The organism is Citrobacter sp. RHBSTW-00671, from assembly GCF_014103415.1.
Lineage (GTDB): Bacteria > Pseudomonadota > Gammaproteobacteria > Enterobacterales > Enterobacteriaceae > Citrobacter.
Genome location: NZ_JABXPR010000001.1, coordinates 2,550,655 through 2,569,129, shown reverse-complemented (window position 1 = coordinate 2,569,129; position 18,475 = coordinate 2,550,655). Strand labels below are relative to the sequence as shown.

Sequence of the window (18,475 nt, the reverse complement as noted above, 5' to 3'; positions counted from 1 at the left end):
ATGAGCAATATTTTCCAGTTAGCTCCCAACGATTGGGTTTGTGAAAGCGTTTTGATCGCGGTTACCGGGCTCAAACCCGGAACCATCCTCCGTGCCAGAAAAGAATGCTGGATGATTGGGAGGGAGTATATCCACGTATCGCCTGACGGAAATCCTAAACCTTCCAGTGAGTGCATGTATAACAGAAAGGCTGTAGATGCCTGGGTCGCTTCAATGAAAAGCAAGCAGCCAGGATGATTTGATGCCATGAAAAAGGTAAGCTCGTATCGCTCTTGGGCGTCTGGAGGTAACACCAATGGATAAAGTCACATATCCAACAGGCGTCGAAAACCACGGTGGCACACTACGCATCTGGTTTAATTTTAAAGGTAAGCGTGTCAGGGAAAGTCTCAGTGTCCCTGACACCGCTAAGAACAGGAAGATAGCCGGGGAACTGCGGACATCAGTATGTTTTGCCATCCGCACAGGAACCTTTGATTATGCAACACAGTTTCCTGACTCCCCTAACCTCAAGGCTTTTGGTGTAAGTAAAAAAGAAATTACAGTGAAAGAACTTGAAGAGAAATGGCTGGATCTGAAACGGATGGAAATCTGTGCGAACGCATTCAATCGCTATGAATCTGTCGCGCGGAATGTAGTTCCAAGGATCGGAGGTAACCGCCTGGTGTCAACGGTAACCAAAGAGGAATTGCTGTACATCAGGAAGGAGTTGCTGACCGGTTATCAAAATCCGGGGAATGGCAAAAAACCAGCAAAGGGGCGGAGCGTTGTTACTGTAAATTATTACATGACGACAATAGCTGGAATGTTTCAGTTTGCTGCGGATCACGGTTACTTAGAGGTGAACCCATTCGAAGGAATTAAGCCTCTGAAAAAAGCCAGGGCAGAGCCAGATCCGCTAACTCGAGACGAATTTATTCGCCTGATAGATGCATGCCGGCATCAGCAGACGAAAAACCTGTGGTCATTAGCAGTCTACACAGGAATGCGTCACGGGGAACTGGTCTCCCTGGCCTGGGAAGATATCGACCTGAAGGCTGGAACAATTACCGTCAGACGTAATTATACGAAACTTGGTGAGTTCACTCTACCGAAAACCGAGGCAAGCACAGATCGAGTGGTGCATCTTATCCAGCCCGCAATCAGTATCCTGAAAAATCAGGCTGAAATGACAAGGCTGGGCAGGCCATATCACATTGAAGTGCAGTTACGTGAGTACGGCCGTTCGGTGAACCATGAGTGTACATTCGTCTTTAACCCGCATATGGTCAGACGCAGTAAGCAGGTCGGATTTATCTACCGGGTCGATTCTGTAGGCGACTCATGGGAAGCGGCATTAAAGCGTGCAGGGATCAGACACAGAAAGGCGTACCAGTCACGGCACACCTATGCGTGCTGGTCATTATCTGCTGGTGCAAACCCAAGTTTTATTGCCAGTCAGATGGGGCATGCGAGCGCGCAGATGGTGTTCAATGTTTACGGTGCATGGATGGCTGACAGCAGCGCAGAGCAGATCGCAATGCTGAATCAGAAGCTGGCAGATTTTGCCCCATTGATGCCCCAAAGGCCACAAGGCAGCATGAGAGGATTATTAAAATCAGTAAGTTAACCCCTAACGCCCGCCACTTCAACTGTGTGGAGGGTAATACCACGCTGTACGCCTTGCCGAAAGCCGAGATTGTTGACCGCTGGTTTGCACAAACCAGCGACGATTTTCGCTTCTGTTTCAAATTCCCGGCCACCATTTCGCATCAGGCCGCACTGCGTAATTGCGATGACCTGGTACAGGAATTTTTTACGCGCATGTCACCACTGGATGCCCGTATCGGACAATACTGGTTGCAGCTACCTGCCACGTTCGGCCCGCGTGACCTCCCTGCCCTGTGGCAATTCCTCGATGCTCTCCCTAAAACGTTTACCTACGGTGTCGAGGTTCGTCATCCGGATTTCTTTGCGAAAGGTGAATCAGAGATTCAGCTCAATCGGGGTCTGCATGAACGCAGGGTTAATCGGGTCATTTTAGACAGTCGTCCGGTCCATGCCGCGATCCCACACACGGAAGCGATACGCGACGCTCAACGTAAGAAACCGAAGGTCCCGGTCCATGCGGTAGTCACGGCAAACCACCCGATGGTCCGTTTTATCGGTAGTGATAACATGACACAAAATCGGCAGTTCTTTGCCGCCTGGCTGGCAAAGTTGTCACTCTGGCAACAGACCACCACGCCATATCTGTTTTTGCACACGCCGGATATCGCACAGGCGCCAGAGCTGGTAGACACGCTATGGGCGGATTTGCGTAGTGCCCTGCCAGAGATCGGATCAGCACCCTCGATTCCACAGCAATCTTCTCTTTTCTGAAAATGCCACCTATCATAGTCAATGCCAGCAGCCATTTTAAAAGGGAGTTTGTATGGTAAGCGCGCTATATGCCGTCCTGGGTGCGTTATTGTTAATAAAGTTCTCCTTTGACGTCGTTCGCCTGCGCATGCAGTACCGCGTTGCCTATGGTGATGGCGGTTTTAGTGAGCTGCAAAGCGCTATCCGCATTCACGGCAATGCAGTGGAATATATTCCCGTTGCATTAGTGCTGCTGCTTTTTATGGAAATGAACGGCGCTGAAACGTGGATGGTGCATATTTGCGGGCTGATGTTGATAGCCGGGCGACTGATGCATTATTACGGATTCCATCATCGTCTTTTCCGCTGGCGTCGTTCCGGCATGAGCGCCACCTGGTGTTCACTGTTGCTAATGGTGCTGGCGAATCTTTGGTATATGCCCTGGGAGTTGGTTTTCTCCCTGCATTAGCGCACAATACGCCACTTTATTTTTCCCGGATTTTTACGTTATGTCTCACCGCGACACGCTTTTTTCTGCGCCTATCGCCAGTCTGGGTGACTGGACCTTTGATGAACGGGTAGCTGAAGTCTTCCCGGATATGATCCAGCGTTCCGTTCCCGGCTATTCCAATATCATCTCCATGATTGGCATGCTGGCCGAACGTTTCGTACAACCCAACACGCAGGTCTACGATCTGGGCTGCTCTTTGGGCGCAGCGACGCTCTCAGTGCGTCGCAATATCCATCATGAGAATTGCAAAATTATCGCCGTTGATAACTCGCCGGCGATGGTTGAACGCTGTCGTCGTCATATCGATGCCTATAAAGCCCCCACGCCTGTTGACGTGGTCGAAGGCGATATTCGCAACATCACTATCGAAAACGCTTCGATGGTGGTGCTGAATTTTACCCTGCAATTCCTTGAACCACCTGAGCGCCAGGCATTGTTGGATAAGATTTATCAGGGGTTGAACCCCGGCGGTGCGCTGGTGCTGTCCGAGAAGTTCAGCTTCGAAGATGCCAACGTTGGCGAACTGCTGTTCAACATGCACCACGACTTCAAACGCGCCAATGGCTACAGCGAACTGGAAATCAGCCAGAAGCGCAGCATGCTGGAAAACGTGATGCTAACTGACTCTGTTGAAACGCACAAAGCACGTCTGCATCAGGCGGGTTTTGAGCACAGCGAACTGTGGTTCCAGTGCTTCAACTTTGGGTCACTGGTCGCGTTGAAATCTGAGGTTGCGGCATGACAGACTTTGGTAACTTTTATCAGCTGATTGCCAAAAACCATCTTTCCCATTGGCTGGAAACGCTCCCGGCACAAATCGCCGCCTGGCAGCGCGATCAACATGGGTTGTTTAAGCAGTGGTCGAATGCCGTGGAGTTTCTGCCGGAACTGACGCCGCATCGTCTGGATTTACTGCATAGTGTGACTGCCGAAAGCGAGGAGCCGCTCAGCGAAGGGCAGATCAAACGGATTGATACGCTGATGCGTCATCTCATGCCGTGGCGCAAAGGTCCATATTCGCTGTACGGCGTCAATATCGATACCGAATGGCGTTCCGACTGGAAGTGGGATCGCGTTCTGCCGCATTTATCCGATCTGACCGGGCGTACCATTCTCGACGTGGGCTGCGGTAGTGGCTATCACATGTGGCGCATGATTGGCGCGGGCGCGCACCTGGCCGTCGGTATCGATCCTACGCAGTTGTTCCTGTGTCAGTTTGAAGCCGTGCGCAAACTGCTGGGTAACGATCAGCGTGCTCACCTGCTGCCGCTGGGTATCGAACAGCTTCCGGCACTGAACGCGTTTGATACCGTATTCTCTATGGGTGTGCTCTATCACCGCCGCTCTCCACTGGAACATCTCTGGCAGTTGAAAGATCAACTGGTAAAAGACGGAGAGCTGGTGCTGGAAACGCTGGTGGTTGAAGGTGATGAGAATACCGTTCTGGTACCAGGCGACCGCTACGCGCAAATGCGTAACGTCTACTTTATTCCATCCGCACTGGCGCTGAAAAACTGGCTGGAAAAATGTGGATTTGTGGATGTCCGTATCGCCGATGTCTGTGTCACTACCACAGAAGAGCAGCGTCGCACCGAATGGATGGTAACCGAATCGCTGGCCGACTTCCTCGACCCGAATGACAGCAGTAAAACGCTGGAAGGTTACCCTGCCCCATTACGTGCGGTATTGATTGCGCGTAAGCCCTAGTCATTTTTGACTGGTGGCACATTTTCTCCAAAATAGTTCGGTTTGCGACAAGGCGGCGACGCAGCAAATCCTCGGGAGCGTAGATAACTACGTGACCGGGGTGCGCGAGGAAAGCCAACGCAGTAGCAGACCGAAATATGCAGGAGAAGGATAAAAAAAGGCCCCTGTTGAAATTGCAGGGGCCTGGTACGAGCAAGCATCATATTGGGCGACATGATGCAACGGTAAAAATCAGCTGGCCTGGTGGTGCGCAATGATTGCCTTCATTTCAGCAACCGCCGTCCCGTCTACCGCATAGCGGGAATATTCATCCGCCTGCGTATCCGAAGACATCGACAACCCCGAATTGCGATACCGCATGGGTGAAGCCAGCCATACTCCGGCAGAACTGTGGACTTCCTGCACTCCAGCGTTGAGGAACAGGGATAAATTCGCGGCGCGAACCCCCGCTCCGGCCATAATGATTGGAGCATTCACCTGCTCAATAAGTTCCATTATTTTTGTTAAACCTTGCGCTGCATCTGATTTTTGCCCGGAAGTCAGCACTCTGGCGACGCCCAAATCGGACAATTTATTCAGCGCATTTAATGGGTTGGCGCACATATCGAAGGCCCGATGAAACGTGATATTTAGTGGGCCCGCAGCAACCATTATTTTTTCCATACGTGGCATATCGACATTCCCGTCCACATCGAGAATCCCGGTCACCAGTCCTGAAAAACCTAAATCTCTGACCATCGCGATATCATCAAGCATCGCGGCAAATTCACCGTCGGTGTAACAAAAATCGCCCCCACGCGGGCGGATAATGGGATTAACCGGAATAGAGACATGCTGGCGTACTGAGCGCAACACCCCCAGCGACGGCGTTAATCCCCCTTCTTTGGGCGCCGAGCACAATTCAATACGATCAGCCCCCTGACGCTGCGCGGTGCGTGCGCACTCCATGCTGTAACAGCAGATTTCCAGTAATGCCATCACTCACTCCTGTTGCTCGCTTGCGACAATCGCTTCAATTGACCACGGATGAAATTTGAGGGTGACGCTGCCATCACTGACCGCCAGTGTCGGATTCGGTAAACGCTCACGCTCTCCTTTTGGCGAGCTGGTTTTCACGAAAATCCCCGGCTGACTCAATCCTTCATCAGAAAGCAGCGCCAGCGCACGAGCGTTCAGTGTTTCCGGCGCACCGGGCAGAACGATTTCGATATGCTCCCACCCCTCGTGCGGGTAACGCTTTTCACCCGGCCATGGCAACTCAACCACCGAAAACTGCCAGTGCGCGACACAAACCGGCTCATCCAGTTTGAACAGGCAAATCGGTCTGCCATTAATGATATTTTCCGATAGCAGCTCGCCACACTGTTCAAATCCCCGACGCCAGCGCTCTGCGGTGGTATTTTGATGGCAGCGCAAAGAGATATGATCGGCATCCAGCGATGAAATATCCAGACCCAGACGGGTGGAAAGTTCCGTTAACGCTTGAATGAAATGTGGTAAATCTGCGGAAATATCATGCAGTTCTGTAACTGTTTGCCAGTTCGCCATAATGAAAGCTCATATCGATGTTCAAAGCCGCTAATTTACTCTGTTGCGTAGTCCCATCCAACTGCTGATTTTTTCGAACGGGTATGAATAATTATACGTAATAACAGTGTCTGTATTTTAGGCTGTGCGCCGTACTCGCAATGCTGACGGCAACGGGCATTTGCAGTATACTCCCGCCCTAAATTCTTAAACTGGCGCGGTGAATTTTGTCCCGCTTCATAAATGTAAGGTATTCCGGTGAATATTCAGGCTCTTCTCTCAGAAAAAGTTAGTCAGGCCATGATTGCTGCAGGCGCACCTGCAGATTGCGAACCGCAGGTTCGTCAGTCAGCAAAAGTACAGTTCGGCGACTATCAGGCCAACGGCATGATGGCAGTTGCTAAAAAACTGGGTATGGCGCCGCGACAACTGGCAGAGCAGGTGCTGACTCATCTGGATCTCAACGGGATTGCCAGCAAAGTTGAAATTGCAGGCCCAGGCTTTATCAACATTTTTCTCGATCCGGCATTCCTCGCGCAGCACGTTCAGCAGGCGCTGACCTCCGATCGTCTGGGCGTTACTCAACCGGCTAAACAAACGGTTGTTGTTGACTACTCCGCACCTAACGTGGCGAAAGAGATGCACGTGGGTCACCTGCGTTCCACCATCATCGGTGACGCCGCGGTACGTACGCTGGAGTTTCTCGGCCATAAGGTGATCCGCGCCAACCACGTCGGCGACTGGGGTACTCAGTTCGGTATGCTGATCGCATGGCTGGAAAAACAGCAGCAGGAAAATGCCGGAGAAATGGCGCTGGCAGACCTGGAAGGTTTCTACCGCGATGCGAAAAAACACTACGACGAAGATGAAGCCTTCGCCGAGCGCGCTCGTAGCTATGTGGTGAAACTGCAGGGCGGCGACGAATACTTCCGCGAGATGTGGCGCAAGCTCGTCGACATCACGATGTCGCAGAACCAGTTAACCTATGACCGTCTGAACGTGACGCTAACCCGTGACGACGTGATGGGCGAAAGCCTGTACAACCCGATGCTACCGGGCATTGTTGCTGATCTGAAAGCCAAAGGTCTGGCTGTTGAGAGCGAAGGCGCTACCGTTGTATTCCTTGATGAGTATAAAAACAAGGAAGGTGAACCAATGGGCGTCATCATTCAGAAGAAAGATGGCGGCTATCTCTACACCACGACCGATATCGCCTGTGCGAAGTATCGTTACGAAACGCTGCACGCCGACCGCGTCCTCTATTACATCGACTCCCGTCAGCATCAGCATTTAATGCAGGCATGGACTATCGTGCGTAAAGCCGGTTATGTGCCGGACTCCGTACCGCTGGAACACCATATGTTCGGCATGATGCTGGGTAAAGACGGTAAGCCGTTCAAAACTCGCGCTGGCGGTACCGTAAAACTGGCCGACCTGCTGGATGAAGCACTGGAACGTGCGCGTCGTCTGGTGGCGGAGAAGAACCCGGACATGCCTGCTGATGAGCTGGAAAAACTGGCGAATGCCGTTGGTATCGGTGCGGTGAAATATGCGGATCTGTCGAAAAACCGTACCACCGACTATATCTTCGACTGGGACAACATGCTGGCGTTCGAAGGCAATACGGCACCGTATATGCAGTATGCATACACCCGCGTACTGTCCGTGTTCCGTAAAGCGGATATCGACGAAAACGCGCTGGCCAGCGCGCAGGTTATTATCAGCGAAGATCGCGAAGCTCAGTTGGCCGCCCGCCTGCTGCAGTTCGAAGAAACGCTGGCCGTTGTAGCACGTGAAGGTACGCCGCACGTGATGTGCGCTTATCTGTACGACGTTGCCGGCCTGTTCTCTGGCTTCTACGAACACTGCCCGATCCTCAGCGCTGAAAACGAAGAGATTCGTAACAGCCGTCTGAAACTGGCGCAATTGACGGCGAAAACGCTGAAACTGGGTCTGGATACGCTGGGTATCGAAACCGTAGAACGCATGTAATCGTCCAGATTGATACTAAAGCCCGCGCCTGTCGCGGGCTTTTTATTATGGCCTTACCTGCCCAGTGAAGCTCCATCAGGCGGTCAGACGCACCTTGCCGGATGGCGGCGTAAACGCCTTATCCGGCCTACTAATAGCATCAATTTGTAACAACTCACAAGGAATGACACATTTCCGTTGAGGGATGGAACATTTTTTGCCTGTCATCCCGTTTACGCCTCCGTATCATGAGGCGGCGAATTAATCGGGTACGGGTCAATGACATTCAGAGATTTTGAGGCGGAAGAAAAACTTTTCCAGCGACGTGTAATGGTGGCCTTTGGCCTGGTCGTCATCTGTTTTGGCATCCTGATTTATAACCTCTACAACTTACAAATCCGTCAACACCAGTATTACACCACCCGATCGGATGCAAACGACATCAAAATGCTGCCCGTCGCCCCAACGCGCGGTATCATTTACGATCGCAACGGCATTCCACTAGTACAAAATGTCACCTGGTACGACATTTCTGTTACGCCTTATAAAATCAGCGATATGGACGCCCTGCTGAAGCAACTCACGCCGATTGTTGACCTCACGCCAGATGATATTGACCAGTTTCGCCATGAACTGAAGGCCAGCAGCCGCTATCGCCCGGTAGTACTTAAAAATGCGCTGACCGATGTAGAAATTGCCCGTTTCTCTGTGAACCAGTTCCATTTCAGCGGCGTGACCATCAATAGCTACGAAGATCGCCAGTATCCTTATGGGGCGGAGCTGGCACATGTACTTGGTTACGTATCAAAAATCAACGATAGCGATCTGAAAGCACTGGATAAAAAAGGGCTGGCAGAGAACTACGCCGCCGATCACAACATCGGTAAACAGGGTATTGAGCACTACTACGAGAATGACCTGCACGGTAAAACGGGTTATCAGGAAGTGGAAGTTGATAATCACGGGCGTATTGTACGTTTGATTAAAGACGTCCCCCCTGTCGCCGGCAAAGATATCCATCTGACGCTGGATTTACACTTACAGGAATACATTGAAAGCCTGCTGGTGGGACAACGCGCCGCGGTGCTGGTGGAAGATCCCCACGATGGCTCCGTGCTGGCAATGGTCTCAAACCCCAGCTACGATCCGAACCCGTTTGTAAAAGGCATCAGCTACCAGGATTACAACACGCTGTTGCAGGATAAAGACCTGCCATTAATTAACCGCGTCACCCAGGGGTTATATCCTCCTGCCTCAACGGTAAAACCGTACATGGCGATGTCAGCCTTATTAAACGGGGTGATCACCCCACAAACCAGCTTCTTTGGCGCCCCGACATGGACACTCCCCGGCACCGAACGGCATTACCGCGACTGGAAAAAAACAGGACACGGCATGCTGGATGTGACCAAAGCGATTGAAGAATCCGCGGATACGTTCTTCTATCAGGTGGCGTACATGATGGGGATCGACCGTATTAACAGCATGCTTAGCCAGTTTGGCTACGGCAAACCTACCGGTATCGATCTTGATGAAGAATACAACGGTCTGCTGCCAAGCCGCGACTGGAAACAACGGGTGCATAAAAAAGCCTGGTACCAGGGAGACACCATTTCGGTCGGCATCGGCCAGGGCTACTGGATTGCCACGCCAATTCAGATGGTAAAAGCGATGGTCGCACTGATTAACAACGGGAAAGTTATTGCCCCTCACCTGCTACAGGATGAAGAGAGCGGCAAAGCAATCACCCGCTATCAGGCACCGGAGGCACCCGCGCAAATAGCCTCAGCCTCATCACCGTACTGGAGCCTGGTACGCCAGGCCATGTTCGGCATGGCGAATGCACCTAACGGTACCGGGTATAAATTTTTCCATACGGCACCTTATGGCATCGCGGCCAAAAGCGGAACATCACAAGTCTTTAGCCTGAAAGAAAACCAGACTTACAATGCGAAGATGATCCCCATCCGACTGCGCGACCACGTGTTCTATACCGCATTTGCGCCGTACAAGAATCCAAAAGTCGCTATCGCATTGATTCTGGAAAACGGCGGCAGCGACGGGGTTACCGCCGCGCCGGTCATGCGCCAAATCATGGATCATCTGTTTGCGCCGCAGGACAACACCGGGCAACCCGATGCCGCAGAACAACCTGGCCCGGTCAACACGGCATCAGCGGACAACACAATTAATAGTACTTACGCAAGTATTCGGTGAGGCACAGCATGGCCATGGCCTGCCCGTAAGGCATAGAGGTGAGAGGGATGTTGTGGTAGAAATCGAGATTGTGCCCCATGCCGGTGCCAAATGAGGTTTGTAGCAACTCCCCTTCCGGGGAAATGTGTTGCACAATACCTCTGATAGCTTTCTCCGCCACCCCCGCATATTCCTGACCGACATAGCGTTTACGCACCGCTTTGAGAATACCGTAAGCGAATCCAGCCGTTGCGGAGGCTTCCAGATACGACTGAGGATCGTCCAGTAAGGTGTGCCACAATCCGCTCTCATCCTGACATTCCGCCAGGGCTGCAATTTGCGCATTGAGAACCTGCACCAGATAACGATGCACGGCGCTGTTTGCCGGCAAATCGATAAGTTCAAGGAAGTCCGGGATAACCATCGTAAGCCAACTATTACCTCGCGCCCAGCGGGCGTTCGCGAAGTTATGCCGCCCCACATAGCTCCAGCCGTGGAACCACAGCCCCGTTTCCTTATCCATCAGATTTTGTACATGCAGCAGAAACTGATACGTGGCCTCTTCGATATACTCAGGACGATTGAGCAACGTGCCAATTTTTGCCAGAGGCAGCACCGTCATCATCAGCGTGTCATCCCACATCTGTTGATGATTTTCTTCTGCCAGCGTGATGTGCTGCATACCGCCAAACTCGGTGCGGGGCATCTGATGCATGGCCCACTCAGCCCAGGCATCAAGCCAGGGCAGATACGCCGGATTACGCGTTTCTTCATAGCGATATGCCAGCGTTAAAAACGGGGCCATCGTGTTGACGTTTTTGGTCGTCGCCCCCTCGGCAAAGCGTTCGGCAAACCAGCTATCGATAATGTCGCGCATCGTCTCATCACCGGTTTGCTGATAATACTGATACATTCCGTACAGGCCGACGCCGTGAGTCCACTCCCATCCGGCCCAGCCTTTGGTATCAATAACACGTCCGTCATCCAGTCGCAGCAAGAACTCGCCCGTTTCATCATGAATATTGACCAGGTTATGCGTCACCTTTTTAATGAGCGTTTTTAATTCATCCCTGGCAATAAAATGTTCTGGTTGACGCAACAATGGGCTGTGTTTAACCGGGTAAACAATCATTTCCTTAACCTCTGTCAGTGTCGAATTCAATGCTGCGCCCTGTTCCAGTTTCGGCGCGGCAGGTTTATTACGATTCGGATAACCCTGTGTTGTTACCCTAAAGTGATGCGTAAACATGGGGCATCATTACCGGGTCACAGTAAAAGCTAACCGCAGGGGAAACCTTTTTGTTTCTGCCAGGGGTTTTTGCGAAATGGCAATAGCACAAAGAGTCCGAAAACACAGGTCACTGATTTTATAAAACAGCGTTTCTTTTTAATCGGGGGTGGTCGAGCAGAACTGCGAGGTAGCCAGCAGTTTCGCCTGCTGGCCGACGTAAAGAAGGGAATTAACGGTAGTTCACAATCACCTGATTGCTCTGAACCTGCAAGGCAGGGATCAGGCGACCTCCACCAGGCACTTCCCAGACGAAATGCATGGGTTCAATCGCAGGGACACTATTAAAGCCAGTGGTGGTACCGCTTTGTCCATCCAGTTCGACACAACGGGATTGAGAGCATAAGCGCACACGTAACCCCGCAGGCGTAGGCCCATTTAATTCATAGCGCCAGGCGACCAGCGTCATCAGGCCGGAAACAGGCTGGCTGGGAACCAAAGGCGAAGATGAGGCCGACTCCCCTCGATAATTTAAGGTAATCCCCATACCGCTTGCCTGCCATGTCCCTTCCCCGGCGGCCTGTACCGCCAGTGGAAAAAGCAACAGCCAAAGAAATTTACGCATTATTTACCTCCAATGGTCGCGGTCATACGGATGTGGCGGTTATCGGAAAGCTCCATATTCGACAACACCACCAACTGCGGAATACTGCGGCGTAAAAAGCGCGCCAGGAGAGGTCGCAGCGCATGATTCACCAGCAATACCGGCGGCGCACCCAACATTTCCTGACGCGACAGTGCTTCCTGCGTCTGCGCCAGCAACCGGTCTGCCAGACCAGGCTCAAGGCCCCCACCGCCCTGTAACGCCTGTAACAACAGGCGCTCAAGCGGCGTGTCGAGTCCGATAACCTGAACTTCCTCGTTACCCGGGAACCACTGCTGAGTAATCGCCCGTCCAAGCGCCACACGCACCACTGCAGTAAGTTCATGCGGATCATTCTGTAACGGGGCATGTTCCGCCAACGTTTCAAGAATGGTGCGCATATCACGAATAGGGACTTTTTCATCCAGCAGGTTCTGCAGCACTTTGTGCAGTGTGGTCAGCGTGACCACACCCGGTACCAGATCTTCTGTCAGTTTTGGCATTTCTTGTGAAACACGATCCAACAGCTGTTGCGCCTCCTGGCGACCAAACAGCTCTGCGGCAAACTGGCCAATCAGATGGTTCAGATGTGTGGCAACCACCGTACTGGCTTCAACAACGGTGAAGCCCTGAATTTGCGCCTGCTCTTTTAGCGCGCTTTCGATCCAAATAGCATCCAGGCCAAAAGCAGGATCAACCGTTTTCTCCCCTGGTAGCGATCCGGCCGCGGTACCCGGGTTGATAGCCAGCCAGCGCCCAGGGTAAGCATCACCACTCCCAATCTCGACGCCTTTCATCAGAATACGATAGCGGGCAGGTTGCAGATCCATATTGTCGCGAATGTGTACCACTGGCGGCAGGAACCCCATATCCTGGGCAAATTTCTTACGAATGCTGCGAATACGCCCCAGCAATTCGCCGTCCTGTTGGAAATCCACCATCGGAATCAGGCGATACCCAACCTCCATTCCCAGCGTGTCTTCCAGCTGTACATCACTCCACGTAGCTTCTACCACCGAGTTGTTTTCCGGCATTTTCACCGGCTGAGCTTCTTCAGGTGCTTTTTGCTCGCGCCCGCGCATCCACCAGGCCAGCCCCAGCAATGCCGCGGTAAACATCAGAAACACCAGGTTTGGCATTCCCGGTACCAGCCCCAGTAAACCGAGGACCGCCGCACTAAGCAGCATGACTCTTGGGTTGCTGAACAACTGGGTGACCATCTGTTCACCCACGTCCTGATCGGTACTCACGCGGGTTACGATAACCCCCGCCGCCGTTGAGATTACCAGCGCAGGGATCTGTGCTACCAGCCCGTCACCAATGGTCAGCAGGGTATAGCTTTCTGCCGCGCTGCCCATACTCATACCGTGCTGCAACACCCCAACCAGCAAGCCGCCCACCACGTTGATGACCATGATCAGAATACCGGCGATGGCATCCCCACGAACAAATTTACTCGCACCGTCCATGGAGCCGTAAAAATCGGCTTCCTGTGTCACTTCAGAACGGCGTTTTTTGGCCTCATCTTCACCAATCAATCCCGCATTCAGATCGGCGTCAATCGCCATCTGTTTACCCGGCATCCCGTCCAGCACGAAGCGCGCACCCACTTCCGCGATACGTCCCGCACCTTTGGTGATAACCATAAAGTTGATGATGACGAGAATGACGAAGACCACGATACCGATGGCAAAGTTACCGCCAACCAGGAAGTGACCAAAGGCTTCCACCACTTTACCTGCCGCCGCGGCGCCGGTATGTCCTTCCATCAATATGATACGCGTTGACGCAACGTTCAGTGCCAGGCGCAACAAGGTGGTGAACAGCAGAATCGTTGGGAATGCGGCGAATTCAAGCGTGCGCTGGGTGAACATCGCCACCAACAGCACCATGATCGACAGCGCAATGTTAAAGGTGAACAGTAAATCGAGGATGAAGGCCGGAAGCGGCAGCACCATCATCGACAGGATCAGCAGAATGAGGATCGGCCCGGCAAGAATTTGCCATTGCGTGGATTTCAGGTTGCCGGGCAGACGCAGCATCGCGACCAGATTAGCCATCAGTATTCTTCTCGTTCATAAAATCCAGTGCTTCAGGCACCGGAAGGTTTCCAGGTTGTGGTGGCGGCGTGCCGCCAGCCAGACGCCAGCGTTTTAGCTGCCATACCCATGCCAACACTTCGGCAACGGCGGCATACAATTGGCCAGGTATTTGCTGACCGATCTCAGCATGGCGATATAACGCACGCGCCAGCGGCGGAGCTTCTAACGTTGGGACACGGTGCTCCGCGCCGATCTCTCGAATACGCAATGCCACCAGCCCGGCCCCTTTCGCCACAACTTGTGGCGCGCTCATTTTGTTTTCGTCGTACTGCAAGGCAACCGAATAGTGCGTAGGGTTGGTCACAATAACATCCGCCTTCGGCACATCTGCCATCATGCGGCGCTGTGCGGCCGCACGCTGCATCTGGCGAATTTTGCCCTTAACGTGCGGGTCACCTTCGCTTTGTTTAAATTCGTCACGGATATCCTGACGCGACATCCGCAGTTTTTTTACGTGGCTATAAATCTGGAAAAAGACGTCAAACCCCACCATCGGAATGACGCCAAGCACCACCAGTAATGCGCACATACCGACTAAATCCAGCGCATTACCCATCGCCGTAATCGGGGATTCGGCCATCAGGCGCATCATCTCCGGCCAGTTATGCCAGAGGTAGAAGCCCGCCACGCTACCCACCAACGTGGATTTCAATATGGCTTTGAGCAGTTCCGCCCCGGTTTGCGCCGAGAACATACGCTTAATACCCGGTAACGGATTCAGCTTTGAGAATTTGGGTTGCAGCGATTTACCGCTGAAGATCAAGCCGCCAAGCATCACCGGGGAGATCAATGCCACCAGCACAACCCCGGTAATCAGCGGCAACAACGCAATCATGGCGTCTTTAATCAACAGAATGATTTGACTCAGGATCAGGTTAGGGTCATTGACCATACTGTGGTCAAAGCGTAATCCGGTTGACAGCATGCCTGCTAACCTACGGGCGAGCGACTCCCCACCAATCCAGATAATGCACACGCCCACCAGCAAAATAAGCAGTGAGGTTAGCTCCTTGGATCGGGGTATCTGCCCTTCTTCCCGTGCTTTTTCAAGTCGGTGGGGTGTGGGGGCTTCTGTTTTGTCGTCGTCGCTTTCTTCTGCCACGCATCAGACCCTGGATAGAGATATAGGCGTGAATGATGCCAGAACAGCCATGCAACAATGGGGAGAGTAAGCGGTAAAAAAGACGGGATTTATGGCTTTAACGCCAATTGCCGATGAATAACATGTAAGCCGGATGAGAAGTTTCCTTCCGCATCCGGCAAATACACATCAGAAACCGAGGCTATCCAGCAGGTCGTCGACCTGATCCTGGCTTGCCACTACGCCGGCTTTAGAGGTGTCAACCTGCGGACCATTCAGCAAACTTTCGTTCTCGCGTTTTGGTCGGGCGCCCTGCTCCGGAATGTTTTCCAGCAGCACCATCAGCAGTTGACGCTCAATCTCCTGAATAACATCCATCATGCGCTTGATAACCTGACCGGTGAGATCCTGGAAATCCTGCGCCATCATGATGTCCAGTAATTGGGCATTGGTAAAGCTGGTATGACCGGGGACATCACCAAGGAACTGGCGGGTATCAGTGACCAGTTCACGGGCATCGGACAGTTCAATCGGATTTTCGAACCATTCATCCCAGCGTTTGGTCAGGTCTTTTGCCCCTTTTTCCATGGCATCCTGGTGCGGCTGTGAAGCTTCTACGCTGTTCAGCGCACGCTCTGCCGCCTGTGCAGTCATTTGTACAACGTAGTCCAGGCGATCGCGCGCATCGGGAATGGCTTCCGCCGCTTCGGCAATGGCCTGATCCAGCCCCAGTTCACGCAGGCTGTCGCGCAGCATTCGGGTCAAACTACCGATGCGCGCAATGATGTCCCCTGCCGAGTGTTCGTCAACAGGTTTAATTTGTGGTTGCATCATCATCACATCCTCACATGCCCAGTTTCTCAAAGATCTTATTGAGTTTTTCTTCCAGCGTCGCCGCGGTGAACGGTTTTACAACATAACCACTGGCACCCGCCTGCGCTGCCGCGATAATGTTTTCTTTCTTCGCTTCTGCCGTCACCATCAGCACCGGCAGGGCAGACATACTGCCGTCTGCACGAATGGTTTTCAGCAGTTCAAGACCGTCCATGTTAGGCATGTTCCAGTCGGAAATCACAAATCCGAATCCCCCTGCCTGCAGTTTGTTCAACGCGTCCACACCATCTTCAGCTTCTTCAACGTTGTTAAATCCCAGTTCCTTCAGCAGGTTACGCACAATGCGACGCATGGTGGAAAAGTCATCCACAACCAAAAACCTAAGCTCTTTATCCGCCATAAAAATAAACTCCTGATTCAAATACGTATTGCCTGTCCGGCACTGATTTTCGCCAGCATTTGCTGGCTTACCTGGCTAAGATCGACCACTTCGCTTACGCCACCCATATTGATGGCCTCGCGCGGCATGCCGAACACCACACAACTTGCTTCGTTTTGCGCAATGGTCCAGGCGCCAGCCTGGTTCATCGCTAACATTCCGGCGGCCCCATCGTTGCCCATACCGGTCAGGATCACCCCGACGGCATTGCGCCCCGCATGTTTCGCCACCGAATGGAACAGCACATCCACTGAAGGCCGATGCCGGTTAACCGGCGGGCCATCATGAATTTTGATCTGATAGTTCGCCCCGCTACGCGCCAGTTCCATATGCTTGTCGCCAGGAGCGATATACGCATGCCCTGGGAGCACACGTTCTCCGTCTTCTGCCTCTTTCACGGTTATCTGACACAGTTTGTTCAGACGTTCGGCGAACGAACGGGTAAATCCTGGCGGCATATGCTGGGTAATAAGAATACCGGGACTTGAAAGCGGCAATGGCTGGAGTACATGACGAATTGCCTCTGTTCCTCCGGTTGATGCGCCGATGACCAGCAGTTTTTCCGAACTGAGTAGCGGCCCCGCCTTCAAGGTCGCTGGCGCTGACGTGGGTTTGTGGGCAGCCAGTTTTGCACGCGATGCAGTGCGGATTTTCTCCGCAATCATCTCGCTATACGCCAGCATTCCTTCGCGGATCCCCAACTGAGGCTTGGTGACAAAGTCAATCGCCCCCAGTTCCAGGGCCCGCAGCGTGACCTCAGAACCTTTGCCAGTCAGTGAAGAGACCATCACTACGGGCATCGGACGCAGACGCATCAGCTTTTCAAGAAAATCGAGGCCGTCCATGCGCGGCATTTCAACATCCAGCGTCAGAACGTCGGGATTAAATTTTTTGATGAGATCCCGTGCAACCAAAGGATCAGGCGCTGTGGCAACCATCTCCATATCGCTGTGGCTGTTAATAATCTCGGTCATGATTTGACGCATCAATGCAGAATCATCAACCGACAATACCCTGATTTTACTCATGCTTTATCCTTACCTAGCGCATACACCGTCTGCCCGCGCAGGCTAAACTCGCGCACGAGGTTGCTAAAGTTTTCTGAATGACCGGCAAACAGCAGTCCGTCAGGTTTAAGGAGTGGAACAAAACGGTGCAAAATGTCCTGCTGAGTCGTTTTGTCAAAATAGATCATGACGTTACGACAGAATATGGCGTCGAACGGGCCTGGCACGTTGTATTTTTTGTCCAGTAAATTCACGCTGGAAAATTCAACATGGCTTGCCAGTTCCTGCCGTACGCGTACCAGCCCTTCATGAGGCCCGGTACCGCGCATGAAATAACGTTGCAGCTGTTGTGGCGACAACGTCTTTAGCTCGTCAAGACGGTAAATACCGCTTCTGGCCTTTTCCAACACCTCAGTATCAATGTCGCTGGCAAAAACACGCCAGCGACCCGGCGCCATACCCAGGGTATCGGCCAGCGTAATCGCAATACTGTAAGGTTCTTCTCCGGTAGACGCTGCCGCGCTCCAGACGCGATATTCACCGCTGTGTCGACGGGCGTGGTCAGACAGCACCGGAAAGTGATGCCCTTTGCGAAAAAAAGCGGTCAGGTTGGTGGTCAGGGAGTTAATAAAAGCCTGCCATTCAGCACTGCTCTGGTTGGCTTCCAGCATGCTGAGATAGCGACCAAAATCATCCAGTCCCAGGGTACGCAACCGGCGAACCAGGCGGTTATAGACCATGTCCCGCTTGTGGTCGGCCAGCACGATCCCCGCGCGCTGGTAGATTAATTGACATATCCGACGAAAATGCGCGTCAGACAGCGCGAGGCGCTGTGTCATCTGTAACAATAATGACGTTTGCCCGGAGGGCAGAGATGATGTCATAGCGC

18 protein-coding genes are annotated in these 18,475 nt (G+C 52.7%); 8 read left to right on the top strand and 10 right to left on the bottom strand.

Going from position 1 to position 18,475, the window contains the following annotated elements; all coding sequences use genetic code 11:
- The 6 genes from HV261_RS12240 to cmoB are packed head-to-tail and all read left to right on the top strand — an operon-like array spanning position 1 to position 4,558.
- Positions 1-237: an excisionase family protein gene (locus HV261_RS12240; RefSeq protein WP_003839185.1), complete on the top strand. Its 237-nt coding sequence runs from the start codon at positions 1-3 to the stop codon at positions 235-237.
- A 58-nt stretch (positions 238-295) separates the two neighbouring features.
- A complete protein-coding gene (locus HV261_RS12235; protein WP_202038391.1) occupies positions 296-1,609 on the top strand; it encodes a tyrosine-type recombinase/integrase in 1,314 nt (437 codons plus the stop codon).
- A complete protein-coding gene (locus tag HV261_RS12230; protein ID WP_442781064.1) occupies positions 1,552-2,361 on the top strand; it encodes a DUF72 domain-containing protein in 810 nt (269 codons plus the stop codon). The genes HV261_RS12235 and HV261_RS12230 overlap by 58 nt, the downstream gene beginning before the upstream one ends.
- 52 nt (positions 2,362-2,413) lie before the next feature.
- The gene (locus tag HV261_RS12225; protein WP_003833847.1) at positions 2,414-2,809 is read left to right on the top strand and encodes an MAPEG family protein; all 396 of its coding nucleotides are present in this window, start codon (positions 2,414-2,416) and stop codon (positions 2,807-2,809) included.
- A gap of 40 nt (positions 2,810-2,849) precedes the next feature.
- Positions 2,850-3,593: a carboxy-S-adenosyl-L-methionine synthase CmoA gene (gene cmoA, locus HV261_RS12220; RefSeq protein WP_137381564.1), complete on the top strand. Its 744-nt coding sequence runs from the start codon at positions 2,850-2,852 to the stop codon at positions 3,591-3,593.
- Complete coding sequence (gene cmoB / locus HV261_RS12215) at positions 3,590-4,558, top strand: tRNA 5-methoxyuridine(34)/uridine 5-oxyacetic acid(34) synthase CmoB (protein ID WP_202038390.1); 969 nt, start codon at positions 3,590-3,592, stop codon at positions 4,556-4,558. The genes cmoA and cmoB overlap by 4 nt, the downstream gene beginning before the upstream one ends.
- 231 nt (positions 4,559-4,789) lie before the next feature.
- On the opposite strand, the gene cutC is transcribed toward cmoB, so the two are convergent.
- Entirely contained in the window at positions 4,790-5,536 is a 747-nt protein-coding gene (cutC, locus tag HV261_RS12210) for a copper homeostasis protein CutC (RefSeq protein ID WP_202038389.1), read from the bottom strand.
- Positions 5,537-5,539: 3 nt separating this feature from the next.
- Positions 5,540-6,106 carry a VOC family protein gene (locus HV261_RS12205; RefSeq protein WP_202038388.1) on the bottom strand — a complete coding sequence of 189 codons (567 nt, stop codon included), beginning with the start codon at positions 6,104-6,106 and terminating at the stop codon, positions 5,540-5,542.
- A gap of 237 nt (positions 6,107-6,343) precedes the next feature.
- Between HV261_RS12205 and argS the strand changes: the two genes are divergently transcribed.
- On the top strand, positions 6,344-8,077 hold the full coding sequence (gene argS, locus HV261_RS12200) for an arginine--tRNA ligase (RefSeq protein ID WP_202038387.1): 1,734 nt from the start codon (positions 6,344-6,346) through the stop codon (positions 8,075-8,077).
- Between the two features lie 258 nt (positions 8,078-8,335).
- Positions 8,336-10,273, top strand: coding sequence for a peptidoglycan DD-transpeptidase MrdA2 (mrdA2, locus tag HV261_RS12195; protein ID WP_202038386.1), 1,938 nt, complete (start codon positions 8,336-8,338; stop codon positions 10,271-10,273).
- Here mrdA2 and bglB read toward each other — a convergent pair.
- From bglB to cheR, 8 genes are all read right to left on the bottom strand, one after another.
- Positions 10,245-11,384, bottom strand: coding sequence for a beta-galactosidase BglB (bglB, locus tag HV261_RS12190; RefSeq protein WP_202039690.1), 1,140 nt, complete (start codon positions 11,382-11,384; stop codon positions 10,245-10,247). The genes mrdA2 and bglB overlap by 29 nt on opposite strands.
- Positions 11,385-11,712: 328 nt before the next feature.
- Complete coding sequence (gene flhE / locus HV261_RS12185; protein ID WP_202038385.1) at positions 11,713-12,105, bottom strand: flagellar protein FlhE; 393 nt, start codon at positions 12,103-12,105, stop codon at positions 11,713-11,715.
- On the bottom strand, positions 12,105-14,183 hold the full coding sequence (gene flhA, locus HV261_RS12180) for a flagellar biosynthesis protein FlhA (RefSeq protein WP_202038384.1): 2,079 nt from the start codon (positions 14,181-14,183) through the stop codon (positions 12,105-12,107). Before flhA ends, flhE begins: the two co-directional genes overlap by 1 nt.
- A complete protein-coding gene (gene flhB / locus HV261_RS12175) occupies positions 14,176-15,327 on the bottom strand; it encodes a flagellar biosynthesis protein FlhB (protein ID WP_202038383.1) in 1,152 nt (383 codons plus the stop codon). The genes flhA and flhB overlap by 8 nt, the downstream gene beginning before the upstream one ends.
- Before the next feature lie 168 nt (positions 15,328-15,495).
- The gene (cheZ, locus tag HV261_RS12170; protein WP_040232409.1) at positions 15,496-16,140 is read right to left on the bottom strand and encodes a protein phosphatase CheZ; all 645 of its coding nucleotides are present in this window, start codon (positions 16,138-16,140) and stop codon (positions 15,496-15,498) included.
- 10 nt (positions 16,141-16,150) lie between these two features.
- The gene (gene cheY, locus HV261_RS12165) at positions 16,151-16,540 is read right to left on the bottom strand and encodes a chemotaxis response regulator CheY (RefSeq protein WP_005127682.1); all 390 of its coding nucleotides are present in this window, start codon (positions 16,538-16,540) and stop codon (positions 16,151-16,153) included.
- Between the two features lie 17 nt (positions 16,541-16,557).
- Positions 16,558-17,607, bottom strand: a complete 1,050-nt coding sequence (gene cheB / locus HV261_RS12160; RefSeq protein WP_202038382.1) for a protein-glutamate methylesterase/protein glutamine deamidase — start codon at positions 17,605-17,607, stop codon at positions 16,558-16,560.
- The gene (cheR, locus tag HV261_RS12155; RefSeq protein WP_202038381.1) at positions 17,604-18,470 is read right to left on the bottom strand and encodes a protein-glutamate O-methyltransferase CheR; all 867 of its coding nucleotides are present in this window, start codon (positions 18,468-18,470) and stop codon (positions 17,604-17,606) included. Before cheR ends, cheB begins: the two co-directional genes overlap by 4 nt.
- Between the last annotated feature and the right edge of the window lie 5 nt (positions 18,471-18,475).